The following is a 14,534-nucleotide window of genomic DNA, read 5'->3' as shown; positions in this document are numbered from 1 at the left end:
CGGCGCGCTCGTCGCGTTGCTTCCTACTTACCTGTAGTTTATCTTTTCGAACAAGACGAGGCGGGTGACCGCCTTCGTTCTGGACAATGTTCGCGCTGAGCGTCGGACGTTGAAGCGCAAAGCTGGTCGAAAAGGTCCTGAGCTTGACGAGAAGACCGGTCGAGATAGAGCGGCCAGAATTTCTGTCGCAGAACTTCACTGCGGGAGACAAAGATTCGCAGCCGGTTTTTGCGCGGGTAAAATGGTCGTGCGCTCGCCGTAACCGAAACTTAAGCTGCAAAAATCATTCTAATGCTTCGCTGGCTAGCAAGCCGCGAGTCAGATATGCAATGCGCGCCGGGTCAATAACGGCCGTCGGCACAACGGAAGGGGCATGATATGGCTAAGCAGTCATCCAAGGCGCCGGCATCCAAGGCACCGGCAAAGAAAGCACCAGCAAAAGCAGCCGCGGCAAAGGCCGCAACTGCTGTGAAGAAAGCGGCACCCGCTGCCAAAGCGAAGGCCGCCGCGCCTAAGGCAAAAGCAGCGCCGGCCAAAAAGCCGGCCGCCAAGGCCGCGGCAAAACCGGCCGTGAAGAAAGCAGCGCCTGCCAAGGCAAAGGCAGCACCGGCCAAGGCTGCACCCGCAAAGAAGGCGGCACCGGCCAAGAAGCCGGCTGCAAAGGCCGCGGCGAAGCCAGCTGCGAAGAAGGCAGCACCGGCCAAGGCCGCCGCTGCGAAATCTTCTGCGGCAGTGAAGAAAGCAGCGCCCGCGGCCAAGCCGAAGGCAGCGCCCGCAAAGGCGAAGGCCAAGAAGTAGTCGCCGCCCTGCTACCGTCGGGGACAATACTCAAGACAGTCAGGGCGGGATGCCGGACAGGCGCCTCGCTTCTTGGTTGACGGTCGGGCAGAACGAGAAAAGAGGCGGGAGGAAGACGTCTTTTCGCAGCTCCCAGGGCTTCGCCATGCGGCGAAGTCCGGTGGGATTTTCGTGACTGCCAAAGGCTAACCTTCGGTGCAAGGCCGAGTTGGTAGCTAATCGGATTTGGATTGTCCGACCCGCTCGCGTCTGCCGCCGCACTGCGGCTTATCGCATCGCGATTGACGTCGAGACAATGGTTGTACGCTGGCGGCGCGGTTTTCCGCCTCTGGCCGTTGATGAACCCTGCATGATCGGTCAACAGTGCTCACGCACGAGCCCCTGTCGGAATCGATTTTCGGTGAGGGTCATGCGCGAAGTCACAATGCTACGGCGTCCTTTTGCGCGTCCAACGGGGCATATGGAGCTGTAGCCGGCAAACAGGAATCGACAATGCCCAGACTGCTCTACGCGTCTACTTCCCCCTACAGTTCCAAGGTACGCATGGCAGCACTCTATGCTGGCATCGCGGTCGATCTCGTGCCGATAAAGACCGAAGAAAGGCCGGCCGAATTGATCGGCGCCAATCCGCTCGGCAAGATCCCGGTGCTGGTGCTCGATGACGGCCGCTCGGTCCACGACAGCCGCGCCATCACCCAGCATCTCAACCGGATGTCGAAGAACGCATTGTTTCCGCGCAATCCCGACAGGCGCCTTGAGGCGGAGGTGCTGGAGGCATTGGCCGACGGTATCTGCGACTGTGCGCTGTCGATGGTCTATGAGCGGCGCACGCGGCCGGAAGAGATGGTCTACCAGCCTTGGCTGGAGCGCCAGTGGACGAAGATTTCAGCCGCGCTCGATCTGCTCAACGCCAACCCGCCGAAGCTGCCGAAGAAAATCACCCTCGGCCAGATCGCATTGCGCGCCTGCCTTGGCTATCTCTCGCTGCGCTTCGCCGGAAAATGGGAAAAGGGCCGCGGCCGGCTGACGCGCTGGGCGGCACGCTTCGACGAGAAATTCCCGGAGCTGAAGCCCGCCATTCCGGCTTGAGGGCGGGCGGCCTCAACCGGTGCCAAAAAAAGCCGGGCGCGAGGCCCGGCTTTTTCGTGTCGTGGCTTGGACGACTCAGAACTTCATACCGACGCCGAAAGTGACGCGATTGTCGGTCGACTTGACCTTGCCGATACCGTCGAAGTCCTTCCTGCCGAAGTCCGTGTAACGATACTCGACACGGCCGAACACATTGTCGGTGATCTTGATGTCGGTACCGACGCCGGCTGTCCAGCCGAACTGCGTGTTGGTGTCGCTTACGCCGGCAGCTTCAATCTTCTGGTTCTTCAGCGCGCCACCGGCGGTGCCGTAGAGCAGGATGTCCGGGCTGACGGCATAGCCGAGGCGGGCACGCAGCGAGCCCTCGAAGCCACCCTTGGCCTCGATGCCGGCATCGTCGCCCTTGACGCCGTTGTAGCCGATATCGGCTTCGGCACCGTAGACGAAGTTCTCCTGCTGCCAATTATAGCCGCCGAAGACGCCGCCGACGAAACCCTTGGTGTCGACGTCGACGCCAATGTCTTTGGCTTTGGCGTGGCCAGCGAAGCCGTAGCCGACGCTCACACCGGCATAGGGACCGGCCCAGGATGCGACCGGAAGTTCTGCAATCGGGGCAGGTGCCGGCGGCTCTTCCTGAACCACGTCCGCGGCATAGGCGGTTCCGCCGAGGGCGAACAGCCCAAACGCCACCGCGAGCGGTCGCGCAAATTTAAGATTGGCTTGCATTGTTCTTTACTCCTTAAGCCACAGGACACAGGCTTGTTGTTTATGAGCGCCCTCAACCCGTCCGGGGGGTGAAACGGATCCGGCGTTCAACGGTTCCAAATGTCGTGTCGAAATGCGGCTGAAGCGAACCTGAACTTGGGTCATTCCCTGGCACGAATGAGGCAGAACCTTGACGTTGCATCTTCGCAACAGCCAATGTCAGCAGGCTCGCCGTGCTGCACTGCACACGGCTTGGTGTAAGGGCTTCAGCGCCCTATATTGCGGGCGGGCTGGTACGAATTCCGGTCGAGCCAGAACGCCCACAAGCCACTTTGCCACAATCCTGCCCCAGGTGGAAATGGGATTTAACGCTCTGGCGGGCCATAATTTGCCGGCACGATCCCGGCAGGTCGGAATCGGCATCGGATTAAGGATTGACAGATGAGCAAGGTCGCCGCGACGGCACTGGTGACGGGCGGGGCGAAGCGGATCGGCAGGGCGATCGTCGAGGACCTTGCCGTGCATGGTTTTGCCGTCGCCATTCACTGCAATCGCTCGCTGGCCGAGGCGGAGGCACTGGCGGCCGAAATCAACAGTGGTCATTTTGGTCGACATGGCCGGGCCGCAGTGGTTGCTGCCGACCTGACCGACATGAAGGCGGTCGGCGACCTAGTCGGCCGCGCGGCGGCGGCGCTCGGGCCGGTGTCGCTGCTGGTCAACAACGCCTCGCTGTTCGAGCACGACAGTGTTGAGGATTTCGACTGGCCGGCCTGGGATCGCCATTTCGCCGTGCATGTCAAGGCGCCGGCGCTGTTGGCGCAGACTTTCGCCCGGGCCTTGCCGCAGAACAGTGAGGGGCTGATCGTCAACATGATCGACCAGCGCGTCTGGCGCCCGACGCCGCGTTATTTTTCCTATGCGCTGTCGAAGTCGACATTGTGGGCGTCGACCGAGATGATGGCGCAGGCGCTCGGTCCCCGCATCCGCGTCAACGCTATTGGTCCTGGCCCGACCTTGAAGAACACGCGCCAGCACGACAGCGATTTCGATGCCCAGATTGCCGGGCTGATCCTGAAACGCGGCCCGGAATTGCCGGAATTCGGTGCCACCATCCGTTATCTGTGGGCGGCACGCTCGGTCACCGGCCAGATGATTGCGCTTGACGGCGGCCAGCACCTTGCATGGCAGACGCCCGATGTGACAGGCATGGCGGAATGAGCCCCATGGACCAGAAACAAAAAACGCGCGGTGGCGCCGACGACCTGCCGCCCGAAATCGACCTCGAGGACGAGGCGGCCGAAGAGGTCGTCGAGCCTGCGGCCGGCGGTCCGGACGTCACCTTCACCGCCATCGACTGGACCCCGCATGCCGGCGACGCCGACGGCATGGTCGGCGCCGAGGTGATCCAGACGCTGGTCAAGCGGCTGCCCAATGCGCCCGGCGTCTACCGCATGATGAATGCCAACGGCGACGTGCTCTATGTCGGCAAGGCACGCAGCCTGAAGAAGCGGGTCACCAGCTACGCGCAAGGCCGGTTCCACACCAGCCGCATCGGCCGCATGGTGCGCGAGACGTCGACGATGGAGTTCGTCGTCACCCGCACCGAGATCGAAGCGCTGCTGCTTGAAGCCAACCTCATCAAGCGCTTGCGGCCACGCTTCAACGTGCTGATGCGCGACGACAAGTCGTTCCCCTATATCCTGTTGACCGGCGATCATGTCTCGCCCGGTATCTACAAGCATCGCGGCGCGCGCTCACGCAAGGGAGACTATTTCGGCCCGTTCGCCTCGGCCGGCGCCGTCGGCCGTACCATCAACTCGCTGCAGCGCGCCTTCCTGCTCAGGAGCTGCACCGACTCCTTCTACGAGAACCGCACCCGGCCTTGCCTTTTGTTCCAGATCAAGCGCTGCGCCGGCCCATGCACCGGCGAAATCTCGCATGGCGATTATGCAAGGCTTGTCGCCGAGGCGAAGGATTTCCTTTCCGGCCGCAGCCAGAAGGTGAAGACGGAGATCTCCGCCGCCATGCAGCAGGCTTCGGAGAACCTCGATTTCGAACGCGCCGCCATCTATCGCGACCGGCTGGCGGCGCTGTCGCATGTGCAGAGCCATCAAGGCATCAATCCGCAGACCGTCGACGAGGCCGATGTCTTCGCCATCCATCAGGAGGGCGGCCAGGTCTGCATCCAGGTGTTCTTTTTCCGCACCGGCCAGAACTGGGGCAACCGCGCCTATTTTCCCAAGGCCGATCCGGCGCTCGAAGCCTGCGAGGTACTGGGATCATTCCTGGCGCAGTTCTACGACGACAAGCCGACGCCGCGCACCATCCTGTTGTCGCATGGCGTCGAGGACCAGGAATTGCTGGCGGAGGCGCTCTCCACCCGCGCCGGCCGCAAGGTGTCGATCTCGGTGCCGCAGCGCGGCGAGAAAAAGGATCTGACCGACAATGCGCTGCAGAATGCGCGCGAGGCGCTCGGCCGGCGGCTGGCCGAAACCTCGACTCAGGCGCGGCTGCTCACTGGCTTTGCCGAGACCTTCGGCCTGGAAAAGCCGCCGGTGCGCATCGAGGTCTATGACAACTCGCACATCATGGGCACCAACGCCGTCGGCGCCATGGTCGTCGCCGGGCCGGAAGGTTTTGTGAAGAACCAGTATCGAAAGTTCAACATCCGCTCGACCGAGATCACGCCGGGCGACGATTTCGGCATGATGCGCGAGGTGATGCAGAGGCGCTTCTCGCGGCTGTTGAAGGAACATGGCGATGCCCGGCAAACCGAGGGCGCGGGCGAGGCGAGCCCTACCGAACCGGGCGACGATATCGAGGACGCGGGCGGCTTCCCCGCCTGGCCCGACGTCATCCTCATCGACGGCGGCCAGGGCCAGATGACGGCGGTGCGCAAGATCCTGGCCGATCTCGGCATCGAGGATCGCGTTGTCGCCATCGGTATCGCCAAGGGTCAGGACCGCGATGCTGGCCGCGAACGCTTCTTCGTCAAGGGCAGGGCCCCATTCTCGCTGCCCGTTCGCGATCCGGTGCTCTATTTCGTCCAGCGGCTGCGCGACGAGGTCCATCGGTTCGCCATCGGTTCGCACCGCGCCCGCCGCAAGAAGGAGATGGTCAAGAGCCCGCTCGACGAGATCAGCGGCATCGGCCCGGGCCGCAAGCGCGCGCTGCTGATGCATTTCGGTACGGCCAAGGCGGTCAGCCGTGCCGCAGTCGAGGACTTGGTCAAGGTCGACGGCATTTCCGAACAGGTGGCGAAATTGGTCTACAATCATTTTCACGAGAGCTAAGACTTATTGCCGATATTTCGGCTGGCTAATCGATTCTGGCCTGTTGACCCCCCACATTCGCTTCTGATTTGACTAAGCAGGCAGAAAGAGTTCCCAAAACATGTCCCAGCGCGCGTTCAACCTGCCCAACATGCTCACTTACGCCCGCATCCTGGCGGTGCCGCTGGTGGTGCTATGCTTCTTCCTGGAGGGGCATCTGAAATCGAGCGACTTCGCGCGCTGGTCGGCGCTCATCATTTTCCTGCTCGCCTCGATCACCGATTACTTCGACGGCTATCTGGCGCGCGCCTGGCAGCAGACCTCCAACATCGGCAAGATGCTCGACCCGATCGCCGACAAGCTGCTGGTCGCCACTTGCCTGCTGCTGCTTGCCGCCGACACCGACCGCCATGCCGGCATCGCCGGCTGGTCGCTGTGGGCGGCGATCATCATCCTGTGCCGCGAGATCCTGGTCTCGGGCCTGCGCGAATATCTGGCGGCTTTGAAGGTCTCGGTGCCGGTGACGCAGCTCGCCAAATGGAAGACCACCATCCAGATGATCGCCATCGCCTTCCTGCTTGCGGGCCCGGCCGGCGACAAGCTCTTTCCGCTGACCACCCAGACCGGGCTGGTGCTGCTGTGGATCGCCGCCCTGGTGACGCTTTACACTGGCTACGACTATTTCCGCGCCGGCCTCAAGCACATCATGGACGAGTAGCATGTCGACGAAGCTCATTTATTTCGCCTGGGTGCGCGAGCGGATCGGCAGACCGGAAGAAGACGTCGAGTTGCCGGCCGGCATCGAAACGGTCGCCGACCTGTTGCGCTGGCTGAAATCGCGCGGCGAGGAATACGAGCACGCGCTGCAATATCCTGACGTGATCCGCGTCGCCATCAACCAGGAACATGTCGAGCACCGCGAAAAGATCGCCGGCGCGCGCGAGATCGCGCTGTTCCCGCCGATGACCGGTGGCTGAACCATGTCCGCGGTGGTGCCTGTCGTGCGCATCCAGGCGGAGGATTTCGACGTCGCCGCCGAGATCGCCAGGCTGACCAGGGGTCGCAACGACATCGGCGCTGTGGTGACCTTCTCCGGCCTTTGCCGCGACGAGCAAGGCAGGCTCTCCGCGCTCGAGCTCGAACATTATCCCGGAATGGCTGAAGCCGAGATATCCCGCATCGCCGGCGAGGCAATCGAGCGCTGGCCGCTGCAGGGGCTCACCGTCATCCATCGCCACGGCAAGATCGCGCCGGGCGAAAACATCGTGCTGGTGGTGTCCGCTTCCGCCCACCGGCAGGCGGCGTTCGAGGCCGCGAATTTCCTGATGGATTATTTGAAATCACGGGCGCCGTTCTGGAAAAAGGAACACCATAGCGACGGTTCCGAAGGCGGCTGGGTCGACGCCAAGGAGGCCGACGACAAGGCGGCGAGCCGCTGGAAGCGAGACTGACCAGGCTTCCGCGAGCCCTCAACCTTTGTCAGTGCCGATCAGATGATCGAGCGAAATCCGGCCGGGTCCCCAGGCCATGATGCCAAGCGCCATCGCCGCCCAGGTAATGTGCAGCGGCGAGCCGTCCGGCACGGTGAGCTCGATGACCAGCGTCATCAGCAGCAACCCGAACGCCGCCAGTCGCGTCGCCAGGCCGAAAACAAGGAGAACTGGCAACACGATCTCCGCTGACCCTGAAGCGAACGCCACCAGCGCGGGTGCCGGAAAATCATAAGGACCGCCCGGCAGATGCAATTTGAGTTCCGAGCTGAAAAGCAGCACTGCGACATCGTTCAACTGTAGAAAACCGTCCCATGTTGACGCCGGACCGCCAGAACGGGACAGCGAGCGCGCAGCGCAGGACAAGCTGCGTCAGCGATGGCGTCGCGATCGTGCGCAGGGCGGCATTCAGCCTTTCGACGAGAGCGGCGAACCCTCGCGGTTCGGTGCTCGCGTTCTGCCTATGGCTCATCGTGCTCACCTTTCCTGATGTGCCGTCGTGAAGGCTCCCGCTTCCAGCACACCGGCAATGTTGGCGGAAAGCTCGAATTCGGCACTCTCCGCAAACGCTGCCGCGGCCGCTGCACCGAGCGACTCGCCCGCGACCAGATGCGAGATAAATACTGCGCCGCCGGGCGGTAGGTGGCGGACGAAGACCTCGAGGCCGGGCCGCGTGACCAGCGCATCTTCAGCGCCCGTTGCCCGGATCGGCCCAACAGGAGCGTCGTTCCGGTTTGCCGCGAAGACTGTGACTGCCGGGAACCGGGAGCGCGCGATCCGCGTCGCCGGATGCGGCCGCAGCACGGTGTCGGCAAGCCTCTCGCGAGGGATCGACGCCAGTGCCTCAGCCGACAGCGCCTCCGCGTCGGCGGCATGATAGGCATCGAGCCAGGCCCGCTCGATGCGCGCCACGTCGGCCAGCCACGGCATCGACTGCGCGTGTTCGTAGCGCTCGATGAAATCGGGAAAGTCGCGGCCATATTCGAATAGAAGCGGCGAGGTGGGTGGCGTTTCGCGGATGTGAAAGCGCGCCATCGCGCGAAAGAAATCCGGGCCGGTGATGCGCAGCGTCGCTGGAAAGCTGGCGGCCAGCGCATCGATCAGGCTGACCGTGACGTTGTTGCGGTAGACGGCATATCGCTTGATCGCAGCCTTCCCGTTCGGCCCCGAGACAGAGTCAGGCGGGGCACGGTCAGGATCGAGCAAACCGGCGGTGAATGCCGCCGCATAGTCAAACCGGCGGCCGAGATCGCCCGACTGGAGCTCATCCTGCGGCATGGGCTTTTCCGAGACAGTCGCCGAGCGTGGACTGAACAGAGTTTGCGGAGCGGCCAAGAAGGCCGACGACAAGGCGGCGGGCCGCTGGAAGCGCCCCGCCGTCCAAACAAATTCCCGGGACAGCCATGCCCATACGCCGCCGGCCATTCATTGACCGCAATCCTGCGAAACCTTTGCCGAAGGGGAGCAGGATCATGCTGGACAGGATCGCCGAGTTCTTCATCTTCGGACTGGTGCCGCTGGCCGTTGGCATACTTGCCGTTCCGGATCGTTCCGTGGCTGCCGAAAAGACCCTCAAGGGCGAGGTGATGTATCGCGAGCGCATCGCGCTGCCGCCCAATGCCGTGCTTTCCGTGCAGCTTGCCGACGTGTCGCTGGCCGACGCGCCGGCAGCAATCATCGGCGAGCGCAAGGTGGTGCCGGCCGGCCAGGTGCCGATCAAGTTCGAGATCAGCTTCGACCCGCGGGTGATCCGGCCTGATATGACCTACGCGCTGCAGGCGCGCATCACCGTCGATGACCGGCTGCTATTCGTCACCGATACGCGCCATCAGGTCGACCCGCTCAGCGACGCGCCACAGACCATCATGCTGAAAATGGCGGCGCCGGGCGACGAGCCGGCGGCACCTTCCGTGTTCGGCCAAAGCTGGCTGGTCGAATATATCGACGGCGTCGGCGTGATTGCCGAGCCGCGGGCGACATTCCGCATCAGCGAAGCCGGCAAGGCCGGCGGCAGCGGCCCTTGCAACGTCTATTTCGCCACCGCCAGGATAAACGGCTCGACGATCGCTATCAGCGACATCGGCTCGACCTTTAAGGCCTGCGCGCCTCAGGTCATGGCCGAGGAAAAGGCGCTGTTCGAGGCGCTGGCCAAAGCAGCATCCTACCACGTCGACGCCGGCAAGCTTGTCATCGCCGACAGAGATGGCCGCGACATCCTGCGCTTCAATGCCGCGAGCTAGCGCTTAGTCCGCGCCGATTGGCCCGCGCGGCAGCCGCATGTCGATCACGATGTGTTTCAGCGGGAAGAGGCCGGGCAGAGGGCGCGTTAGTTCCACATAAAATGGCGGGTAAGGCAAAAGGGACATTTGTCCCTTCGTTGAAGCCGCCAGAATGGCTGCGGCTCGTTCTGGCCTTAACTCAAAGGAGTCCAGACATGAAAACGCACACGCTTATCCTTGCCGCCACCGGTGCATCGCTCCTTGCCTTTACCGGCCTTGCCAAGGCGGACGACCATCTTGTCAATGCTCTTGACCACGGTCTCAAAGCGGACAGCCAACCGTTCCAGACCAACAAGGCCGGCCATAGCGGCGATCTCGCACCGGGGCAGGGCAGCCCGTTTTCAGGTGAAGAGACCAAGACCCCGTCCACCGACACGGAGGCGGCGAATGAACATGCGAACGTGAAGGAACGCCAGGCGAAATAGACTGACAGAACCCGCCGCTAGGGGGCGGCGGGCGACACACATCCTAGCGACAAAGTCGCATACGCCCGGCATTCTCAATTTGTCGCTTGTTTGAATACCGCGCCATAGTGATAGGGCGGCACATCAACCAATTCGGCAAGCTTGAACCCGCTCGCTTCCACCGCCGCGATGGTCTGTTTGGGTGACAGCCTCAGCTCGGTCTTTGGCCCGCGCCGCTCGCCCAAGAGCGTGGTTTGCTCGCGCGGATACTGGTGCCAGTTGACGATGGCAAAACGACCGGCAGGGTCAAGCGTCGTCCGCACGGCGCGGGCAAGGCGCGGCCGGTCCGGAACGCCATGGAAAGCGTTGGCCATGAAAACGAAGTCGACGGTCTGAGGCACCAGCCCGGCAAGCTCATAGGCGTCGCCCGCCACAAACTCGCAATTGCCCGCGCCGCCTTCGGCCAACCGCCGCCTTGCGACTTCGAGCAGATCGGCATCGATGTCGATAGCGATTACATGACGGGCGACCCTGGCGATTGGCAGCGTGAACCAGCCGTCGCCGCAGCAGAGATCGACCACGTCCGTGCCGGGCTTCATGCCTACTGCCGCCAGGACGCTGGCGGGCTCGGGCCACAGCGCTTCCCACCAGCCGCTGGTTGGCATTTCGGTGCCCTGGAAGAAGCCGGGAATGGCGCTGGTCATGGCCTTGTCGGCTCCCCAAAATCCTCATTGTCGGGACGGCGTTTGATCCGCCCTCCGAGCTTAACGGACCGGTGACCCGTCGAGGAGCCTGAAGCTGAAAATGTCCGCTACTGCATATCGCGCAGCAGCGTGCAGCGGTTTTGCGATACCGGCATGCATCAAAACAAGAACCTGAAGTGCATCGCATGAGACCGATCGAACGCGACGCGCTTTAGCGAAAAAGGCCGGCGTTGCGCCGGCCTTTTGATGGGGTTCGGAATGCCGGCTTAGCCGACGATCTCGGTATCCGAGAACCAGTATTTGATCTCTTGCGCGGCGGTTTCCGGCGCATCGGAACCGTGCACGGAGTTCTCGCCGATCGACAGTGCGTGCAGCTTGCGGATAGTGCCTTCGGCGGCGCTTGCCGGATTGGTGGCGCCCATCACTTCGCGGTTCTTGGCAATGGCGTTCTCGCCTTCCAGTACCTGCACGACTGTCGGGCCCGACGACATGGATTCGACCAGCTCGCCGAAGAACGGACGTTCCTTGTGCACGGCATAGAAACCTTCCGCCTCGCGGCGGCTCATCCACACCCGGCGCGAAGCGACGACGCGCAGGGCGGCATCTTCCAGTATCTTGGTGATAGCGCCGGTGAGATTGCGACGGGTCGCGTCCGGCTTGATCATTGAAAAGGTGCGTTCGAGCGCCATGGGGTCGTCCTTGTGATGGAGAGTGGAATTGAGGGTGGCGGGCTCTATACAAGCCGCCCGCCGCCTTGCCAAGGGGAGGCCGGCGCAGCGCGCATTTCTGCGCTGGGGCGGACTTTCAAGTCGAACCATGCCGCCGCTCATCTTTTTGTTGAGCATCGGATTTTCCGACAACCGGTACCCACTTGGGTCCGATCGACTGGCCGCCTTATAGCGCGTCGTCGTCAGCCTGACCCAACGTCGTCATAACTGCATCTCGATCGTCAGGTTGGCCGTGTCGCCAGCCCCGAGGCCTTCGCGGACCCGCACCGCGGTCTTGATCGGCAAGAGCAAGCTGCCGGATTTCTTGTCTGGAAACAGCGATGTCCGCCATCTGGTCTGGCCGATGACGGCCTCCACGCCAAGCGAGCCCCAGGGCCTTGCCATCCCCACCATCGCCGTCTTGATCCGGGCTCCAAGCTCCGGCGGCAGGGTCACGAAATGCCAGCCGCCCTTGCCCGGATAGACCCAGATCTCGGCCTGCATGTCGTAGCGAAACATTCTATGCACTTCCTCAGGTCAAGGCCTTCACGACTGGCTTTGCCATGGTGTCTTGCTGGCAATGCTGACGATCGGCGAACCATCCATGATATCCACAGCCCTGCAGGGGAGGAGTCATTCTTCCCCGCAAGGAGGAAGGCAGCGCCGCCATTCCACTACCGCTTTGTCACGATAGACGGCCGCCGCGTTTCCCAGCCTTCCCGTTCCAGTTCCGGCACGCTGTGGTTCTCGCTGGGGTAGCCGATGCAGAAGTAACCGATCAGTGTCCACTCCGGCGGCACGTCCAGGATCGTCGCCATCTCGGCCGGGTCGAGGATCGAGACCCAGCCCATCCCTATTCCCTCGGCGCGCGCCGCCAGCCACATCGTGTGGACCGCCATGACAGCGGAATAGTCTATGGTGGCTGGCATGGTCTGGCGGCCAAGCCCATGCCCTTGCTCGGTTGCGCGGTCGGCGAAAACCGCAAGCTGGCAGGGCGCCTCGTTCAGGCCGGCAAGTTTCAGGCGCCCATACAGCGAGGCGCGTTCACCGCAAAAATTTGCGAGTGCCTCCGCGTTGCAGCGCTCGAAGCATGCCCTGACGGCGGCGCGGCATGTTTCGCTCTCGACGATGACGAAGCGCCAAGGTTGGCTCAGCCCGACGGACGGCGCGGCGCTGGCAAGCTCGAGCAGCCGCTCCAGCGCCCCTTCCGGGAGCGGCGTCGGCTTGAACCGCCTGACGTCGCGCCGCCACAGGAAGAGCTTGGCAAGCCCGGCGCGAAAATCGGCCGGGAACTCTGGGTTTGCGGTCATGGCGCGCTGCCTCTGTTGTGGTTGCCCGGTTCGCCGGTTTTTCGTCTTGTTTGCTTCGATCCGGGCAGTGATGCGGCGCCTCAAGCGACACTTCGTCTACCCGCATTGTCGCATTTCGCCGGGCGGGAATTCTAATGCATGTCGCGCAAAAGTGTGCAGCGGTTTTGCGGCAACGACAAACAAGTGCATGCCGCGCAAAGGTGTGCAGCGGTTTTGCGGTAACGACATGCATCAAAACAAGAACCTAAAGCGCGTCACATGAGGCCGGTCGAACGCGACGCGCTTTAGCCGAGGCCGGGCGACGTTGCCGTCATCTACGCCGTTGAACCTTGATCGGCAAACAAAACCCGCCTCGGCAAGCCGGGCGGGTCGTCGGTACGAATCAGCACCATACCGAAATTAGTAGCATAGCTGCCGGCACAAAGCAAGAACAGAATGTGGCGTTGCCGATGAAGCTGCCGAGCTCAACTTGCGAGCGGGGCGATCGCTGCCGGCGCGACCGTGCGGCCGAGGCCGCCATGCAGATCGAGGCATCGTTCGAACCATTGAGCCACGACATCGCTGTCGTCGAGCAGCCGGTAGGGCGTGGCGATGCGCGCCCATTGCAGCGCGCCGAAAACGATGTAATCGGCAAATGGCGGCGACGGGCCGCCAATGAAGGGCTGATAGCCGAGCATCGAGCGGAGTGGCTCCAGCGAGGCGCGGAAGCCGGCGAGCCCGGCGTCGCGGGTGGCGTAAACCGCCTCCAGGCACCTGCCGAAGCGCTGCTCGCGGTTCTGCCGGAAATAGGCGGCGTTCGCTTCGTCCTGCATGGCATGCAGGTCCAGTAGCGCCGCGGTGGTGACGTAGGGATGGATGGTCAGCTGCGACCAGCGTTCGATGAAGCGCGCCGTCGCCTTACCGCCGTCGCCGGAAAACAATGTCGGCCGCTCGGGATAGGTCTCCTCGAGATAGAGCGCGATGGCGAAGGAATCGGCGACCACCGTCTCGCCGTCGCGGATCACCGGAACGAGCTTCGAGACGCCGCCTTCCACCTTCGGCACTTCGAGGAAACGGGTCGGCACGCTGGCGATGTCGAGTCCCTTGTGGGCCAGCGCCATCGCCGCCTTCCAGCAATGTGGGCTGAATGGGCGAGCGGCGTCGCGTCCAACAAGGTCGTAGAGCAGAATGGTCATTGGCGGCAGCGTCCTTGCAGTCTAACTATGGCCGAAACAGACCCGCGCGAAACAGGGTCCCGCAGGTCGAGAGAAGAATGAAACAGCATTTCAGGATGTTTGCGGCCTACAATCAATGGGCCAACGGCCGCATCTACGATGCCGCCGCCGATCTCGACGAGGAAGAGTTCGACCGCAATGTCGGCGTCTTCTTCGGTTCGATGATGGGAACGCTCAACCATCTCCTGGCAGCCGACCGTATCTGGATGAAACGCTTCACCGGCGAGGGCGACGCGCCGGCAAGGCTCGACACGATCTTGCACCGCGCCGTGCCAGGCTTGCGGCTGGCGCGCGAGGCCGAGGACAAACGGATCATCGACTGGGTCGACGGCCTGAGCGACAAGGCGCTGTCGGGCCGCTTCTCCTACATGACCGTCTCGGATATGCGCACCGTCTCCCAGCGGCTGGCGCCGGCGCTCGACCACTTCTTCAACCACCAGACCCACCACCGCGGCCAGGCACATGCGATCCTGACCATTCTGGGCAAGCCAAGCCTCGGACTGGACCTGACGATGTTCCAGCGTAGCGAGGAGGGCAGGGCTTTCGCCTGAACCTGGGGCGG

The 14,534-nt window shown here is 63.1% G+C and carries 17 protein-coding genes and 1 pseudogene; 10 read left to right on the top strand and 8 right to left on the bottom strand.

Translation table 11 applies throughout. From position 1 onward, the window contains the following. Window positions 1–378 precede the first annotated feature (378 nt). Together NKJ13_RS27360 and NKJ13_RS27355 are read left to right on the top strand one after the other, a co-directional pair. A complete protein-coding gene (locus NKJ13_RS27360; RefSeq protein WP_352479251.1) occupies window positions 379–798 on the top strand; it encodes a hypothetical protein in 420 nt (139 codons plus the stop codon). A gap of 492 nt (window positions 799–1,290) precedes the next feature. Then, window positions 1,291–1,887 carry a glutathione S-transferase family protein gene (locus NKJ13_RS27355; protein WP_352479252.1) on the top strand — a complete coding sequence of 199 codons (597 nt, stop codon included), beginning with the start codon at window positions 1,291–1,293 and terminating at the stop codon, window positions 1,885–1,887. Window positions 1,888–1,962: 75 nt separating this feature from the next. On the opposite strand, the gene NKJ13_RS27350 is transcribed toward NKJ13_RS27355, so the two are convergent. Beyond that, window positions 1,963–2,613, bottom strand: coding sequence for an outer membrane protein (locus NKJ13_RS27350; RefSeq protein ID WP_254820293.1), 651 nt, complete (start codon window positions 2,611–2,613; stop codon window positions 1,963–1,965). Between the two features lie 420 nt (window positions 2,614–3,033). Here NKJ13_RS27350 and NKJ13_RS27345 point away from each other — a divergent pair, with 420 nt between their 5' ends. The 5 genes from NKJ13_RS27345 to NKJ13_RS27325 all read left to right on the top strand — a co-directional run bounded on the left by NKJ13_RS27345 (window position 3,034) and on the right by NKJ13_RS27325 (window position 7,315). Then, window positions 3,034–3,810 (top strand): SDR family oxidoreductase, encoded by a 777-nt coding sequence (locus tag NKJ13_RS27345; protein WP_352739649.1) that lies wholly within the window; start codon window positions 3,034–3,036, stop codon window positions 3,808–3,810. Next, on the top strand, window positions 3,807–5,885 hold the full coding sequence (gene uvrC / locus NKJ13_RS27340) for an excinuclease ABC subunit UvrC (RefSeq protein WP_502899872.1): 2,079 nt from the start codon (window positions 3,807–3,809) through the stop codon (window positions 5,883–5,885). The genes NKJ13_RS27345 and uvrC overlap by 4 nt, the downstream gene beginning before the upstream one ends. 100 nt (window positions 5,886–5,985) lie before the next feature. Beyond that, window positions 5,986–6,582 carry a CDP-diacylglycerol--glycerol-3-phosphate 3-phosphatidyltransferase gene (gene pgsA, locus NKJ13_RS27335; RefSeq protein ID WP_254820290.1) on the top strand — a complete coding sequence of 199 codons (597 nt, stop codon included), beginning with the start codon at window positions 5,986–5,988 and terminating at the stop codon, window positions 6,580–6,582. Between the two features lies 1 nt (window position 6,583). After that, window positions 6,584–6,841 (top strand): molybdopterin converting factor subunit 1, encoded by a 258-nt coding sequence (gene moaD / locus NKJ13_RS27330; RefSeq protein WP_352507910.1) that lies wholly within the window; start codon window positions 6,584–6,586, stop codon window positions 6,839–6,841. 3 nt (window positions 6,842–6,844) lie between these two features. Further along, window positions 6,845–7,315, top strand: a complete 471-nt coding sequence (locus NKJ13_RS27325) for a molybdenum cofactor biosynthesis protein MoaE (protein ID WP_352689597.1) — start codon at window positions 6,845–6,847, stop codon at window positions 7,313–7,315. An 18-nt stretch (window positions 7,316–7,333) separates the two neighbouring features. On the opposite strand, the pseudogene NKJ13_RS27320 reads toward NKJ13_RS27325, so the two are convergent. Both NKJ13_RS27320 and NKJ13_RS27315 read right to left on the bottom strand, forming a co-directional pair. Then, window positions 7,334–7,826, bottom strand: a pseudogene (locus NKJ13_RS27320) (DoxX family protein). A 5-nt stretch (window positions 7,827–7,831) separates the two neighbouring features. Further along, window positions 7,832–8,632 carry an HvfC/BufC family peptide modification chaperone gene (locus NKJ13_RS27315; protein ID WP_352507907.1) on the bottom strand — a complete coding sequence of 267 codons (801 nt, stop codon included), beginning with the start codon at window positions 8,630–8,632 and terminating at the stop codon, window positions 7,832–7,834. Window positions 8,633–8,826: 194 nt separating this feature from the next. Here NKJ13_RS27315 and NKJ13_RS27310 point away from each other — a divergent pair, with 194 nt between their 5' ends. Together NKJ13_RS27310 and NKJ13_RS27305 are read left to right on the top strand one after the other, a co-directional pair. Further along, window positions 8,827–9,594, top strand: a complete 768-nt coding sequence (locus NKJ13_RS27310; RefSeq protein WP_352705323.1) for a YbaY family lipoprotein — start codon at window positions 8,827–8,829, stop codon at window positions 9,592–9,594. 194 nt (window positions 9,595–9,788) lie between these two features. Continuing rightward, window positions 9,789–10,058: a hypothetical protein gene (locus NKJ13_RS27305; protein ID WP_254820285.1), complete on the top strand. Its 270-nt coding sequence runs from the start codon at window positions 9,789–9,791 to the stop codon at window positions 10,056–10,058. A gap of 74 nt (window positions 10,059–10,132) precedes the next feature. Here the strand turns inward: NKJ13_RS27305 and NKJ13_RS27300 are convergent, their stop codons facing one another. The 5 genes from NKJ13_RS27300 to NKJ13_RS27280 form a co-directional block, all read right to left on the bottom strand. Continuing rightward, complete coding sequence (locus tag NKJ13_RS27300; protein WP_352739647.1) at window positions 10,133–10,741, bottom strand: class I SAM-dependent methyltransferase; 609 nt, start codon at window positions 10,739–10,741, stop codon at window positions 10,133–10,135. Window positions 10,742–11,007: 266 nt separating this feature from the next. Then, window positions 11,008–11,430 carry a nucleoside-diphosphate kinase gene (gene ndk / locus NKJ13_RS27295; protein WP_352739645.1) on the bottom strand — a complete coding sequence of 141 codons (423 nt, stop codon included), beginning with the start codon at window positions 11,428–11,430 and terminating at the stop codon, window positions 11,008–11,010. Window positions 11,431–11,670: 240 nt separating this feature from the next. Next, on the bottom strand, window positions 11,671–11,967 hold the full coding sequence (locus tag NKJ13_RS27290) for a DUF1905 domain-containing protein (protein ID WP_352479261.1): 297 nt from the start codon (window positions 11,965–11,967) through the stop codon (window positions 11,671–11,673). Window positions 11,968–12,122: 155 nt separating this feature from the next. Next, window positions 12,123–12,758, bottom strand: coding sequence for a 5,6-dimethylbenzimidazole synthase (gene bluB / locus NKJ13_RS27285; RefSeq protein ID WP_352739643.1), 636 nt, complete (start codon window positions 12,756–12,758; stop codon window positions 12,123–12,125). A gap of 464 nt (window positions 12,759–13,222) precedes the next feature. After that, window positions 13,223–13,933: a glutathione S-transferase family protein gene (locus NKJ13_RS27280; protein WP_352739641.1), complete on the bottom strand. Its 711-nt coding sequence runs from the start codon at window positions 13,931–13,933 to the stop codon at window positions 13,223–13,225. Between the two features lie 77 nt (window positions 13,934–14,010). Here NKJ13_RS27280 and NKJ13_RS27275 point away from each other — a divergent pair, with 77 nt between their 5' ends. Further along, window positions 14,011–14,523, top strand: coding sequence for a DinB family protein (locus NKJ13_RS27275; protein ID WP_352479264.1), 513 nt, complete (start codon window positions 14,011–14,013; stop codon window positions 14,521–14,523). Window positions 14,524–14,534 lie beyond the last annotated feature (11 nt).

This window comes from Mesorhizobium sp. M0174 (genome assembly GCF_040322275.1).
Lineage (GTDB): Bacteria > Pseudomonadota > Alphaproteobacteria > Rhizobiales > Rhizobiaceae > Mesorhizobium.
Note: the sequence above shows the minus strand (reverse complement) of the source record. Positions and strands in the feature narration are given on the sequence as shown.

Bases quoted from the DNA above. Each gene is read 5' to 3' on its own strand.
- NKJ13_RS27305 (WP_254820285.1), top strand. From the start codon at position 9,789: ATGAAAACGCACACGCTTATCCTTGCCGCCACCGGTGCATCGCTCCTT.
- bluB (WP_352739643.1), bottom strand. From the start codon at position 12,758: ATGACCGCAAACCCAGAGTTCCCGGCCGATTTTCGCGCCGGGCTTGCC.
- ndk (WP_352739645.1), bottom strand. From the start codon at position 11,430: ATGGCGCTCGAACGCACCTTTTCAATGATCAAGCCGGACGCGACCCGT.
- NKJ13_RS27310 (WP_352705323.1), top strand. From the start codon at position 8,827: ATGCTGGACAGGATCGCCGAGTTCTTCATCTTCGGACTGGTGCCGCTG.
- NKJ13_RS27345 (WP_352739649.1), top strand. From the start codon at position 3,034: ATGAGCAAGGTCGCCGCGACGGCACTGGTGACGGGCGGGGCGAAGCGG.
- NKJ13_RS27350 (WP_254820293.1), bottom strand. From the start codon at position 2,613: ATGCAAGCCAATCTTAAATTTGCGCGACCGCTCGCGGTGGCGTTTGGG.
- pgsA (WP_254820290.1), top strand. From the start codon at position 5,986: ATGTCCCAGCGCGCGTTCAACCTGCCCAACATGCTCACTTACGCCCGC.
- NKJ13_RS27315 (WP_352507907.1), bottom strand. From the start codon at position 8,632: ATGCCGCAGGATGAGCTCCAGTCGGGCGATCTCGGCCGCCGGTTTGAC.
- NKJ13_RS27280 (WP_352739641.1), bottom strand. From the start codon at position 13,933: ATGACCATTCTGCTCTACGACCTTGTTGGACGCGACGCCGCTCGCCCA.
- NKJ13_RS27290 (WP_352479261.1), bottom strand. From the start codon at position 11,967: ATGTTTCGCTACGACATGCAGGCCGAGATCTGGGTCTATCCGGGCAAG.
- moaD (WP_352507910.1), top strand. From the start codon at position 6,584: ATGTCGACGAAGCTCATTTATTTCGCCTGGGTGCGCGAGCGGATCGGC.
- NKJ13_RS27300 (WP_352739647.1), bottom strand. From the start codon at position 10,741: ATGACCAGCGCCATTCCCGGCTTCTTCCAGGGCACCGAAATGCCAACC.
- NKJ13_RS27325 (WP_352689597.1), top strand. From the start codon at position 6,845: ATGTCCGCGGTGGTGCCTGTCGTGCGCATCCAGGCGGAGGATTTCGAC.
- NKJ13_RS27275 (WP_352479264.1), top strand. From the start codon at position 14,011: ATGAAACAGCATTTCAGGATGTTTGCGGCCTACAATCAATGGGCCAAC.
- NKJ13_RS27360 (WP_352479251.1), top strand. From the start codon at position 379: ATGGCTAAGCAGTCATCCAAGGCGCCGGCATCCAAGGCACCGGCAAAG.
- NKJ13_RS27355 (WP_352479252.1), top strand. From the start codon at position 1,291: ATGCCCAGACTGCTCTACGCGTCTACTTCCCCCTACAGTTCCAAGGTA.
- uvrC (WP_502899872.1), top strand. From the start codon at position 3,807: ATGAGCCCCATGGACCAGAAACAAAAAACGCGCGGTGGCGCCGACGAC.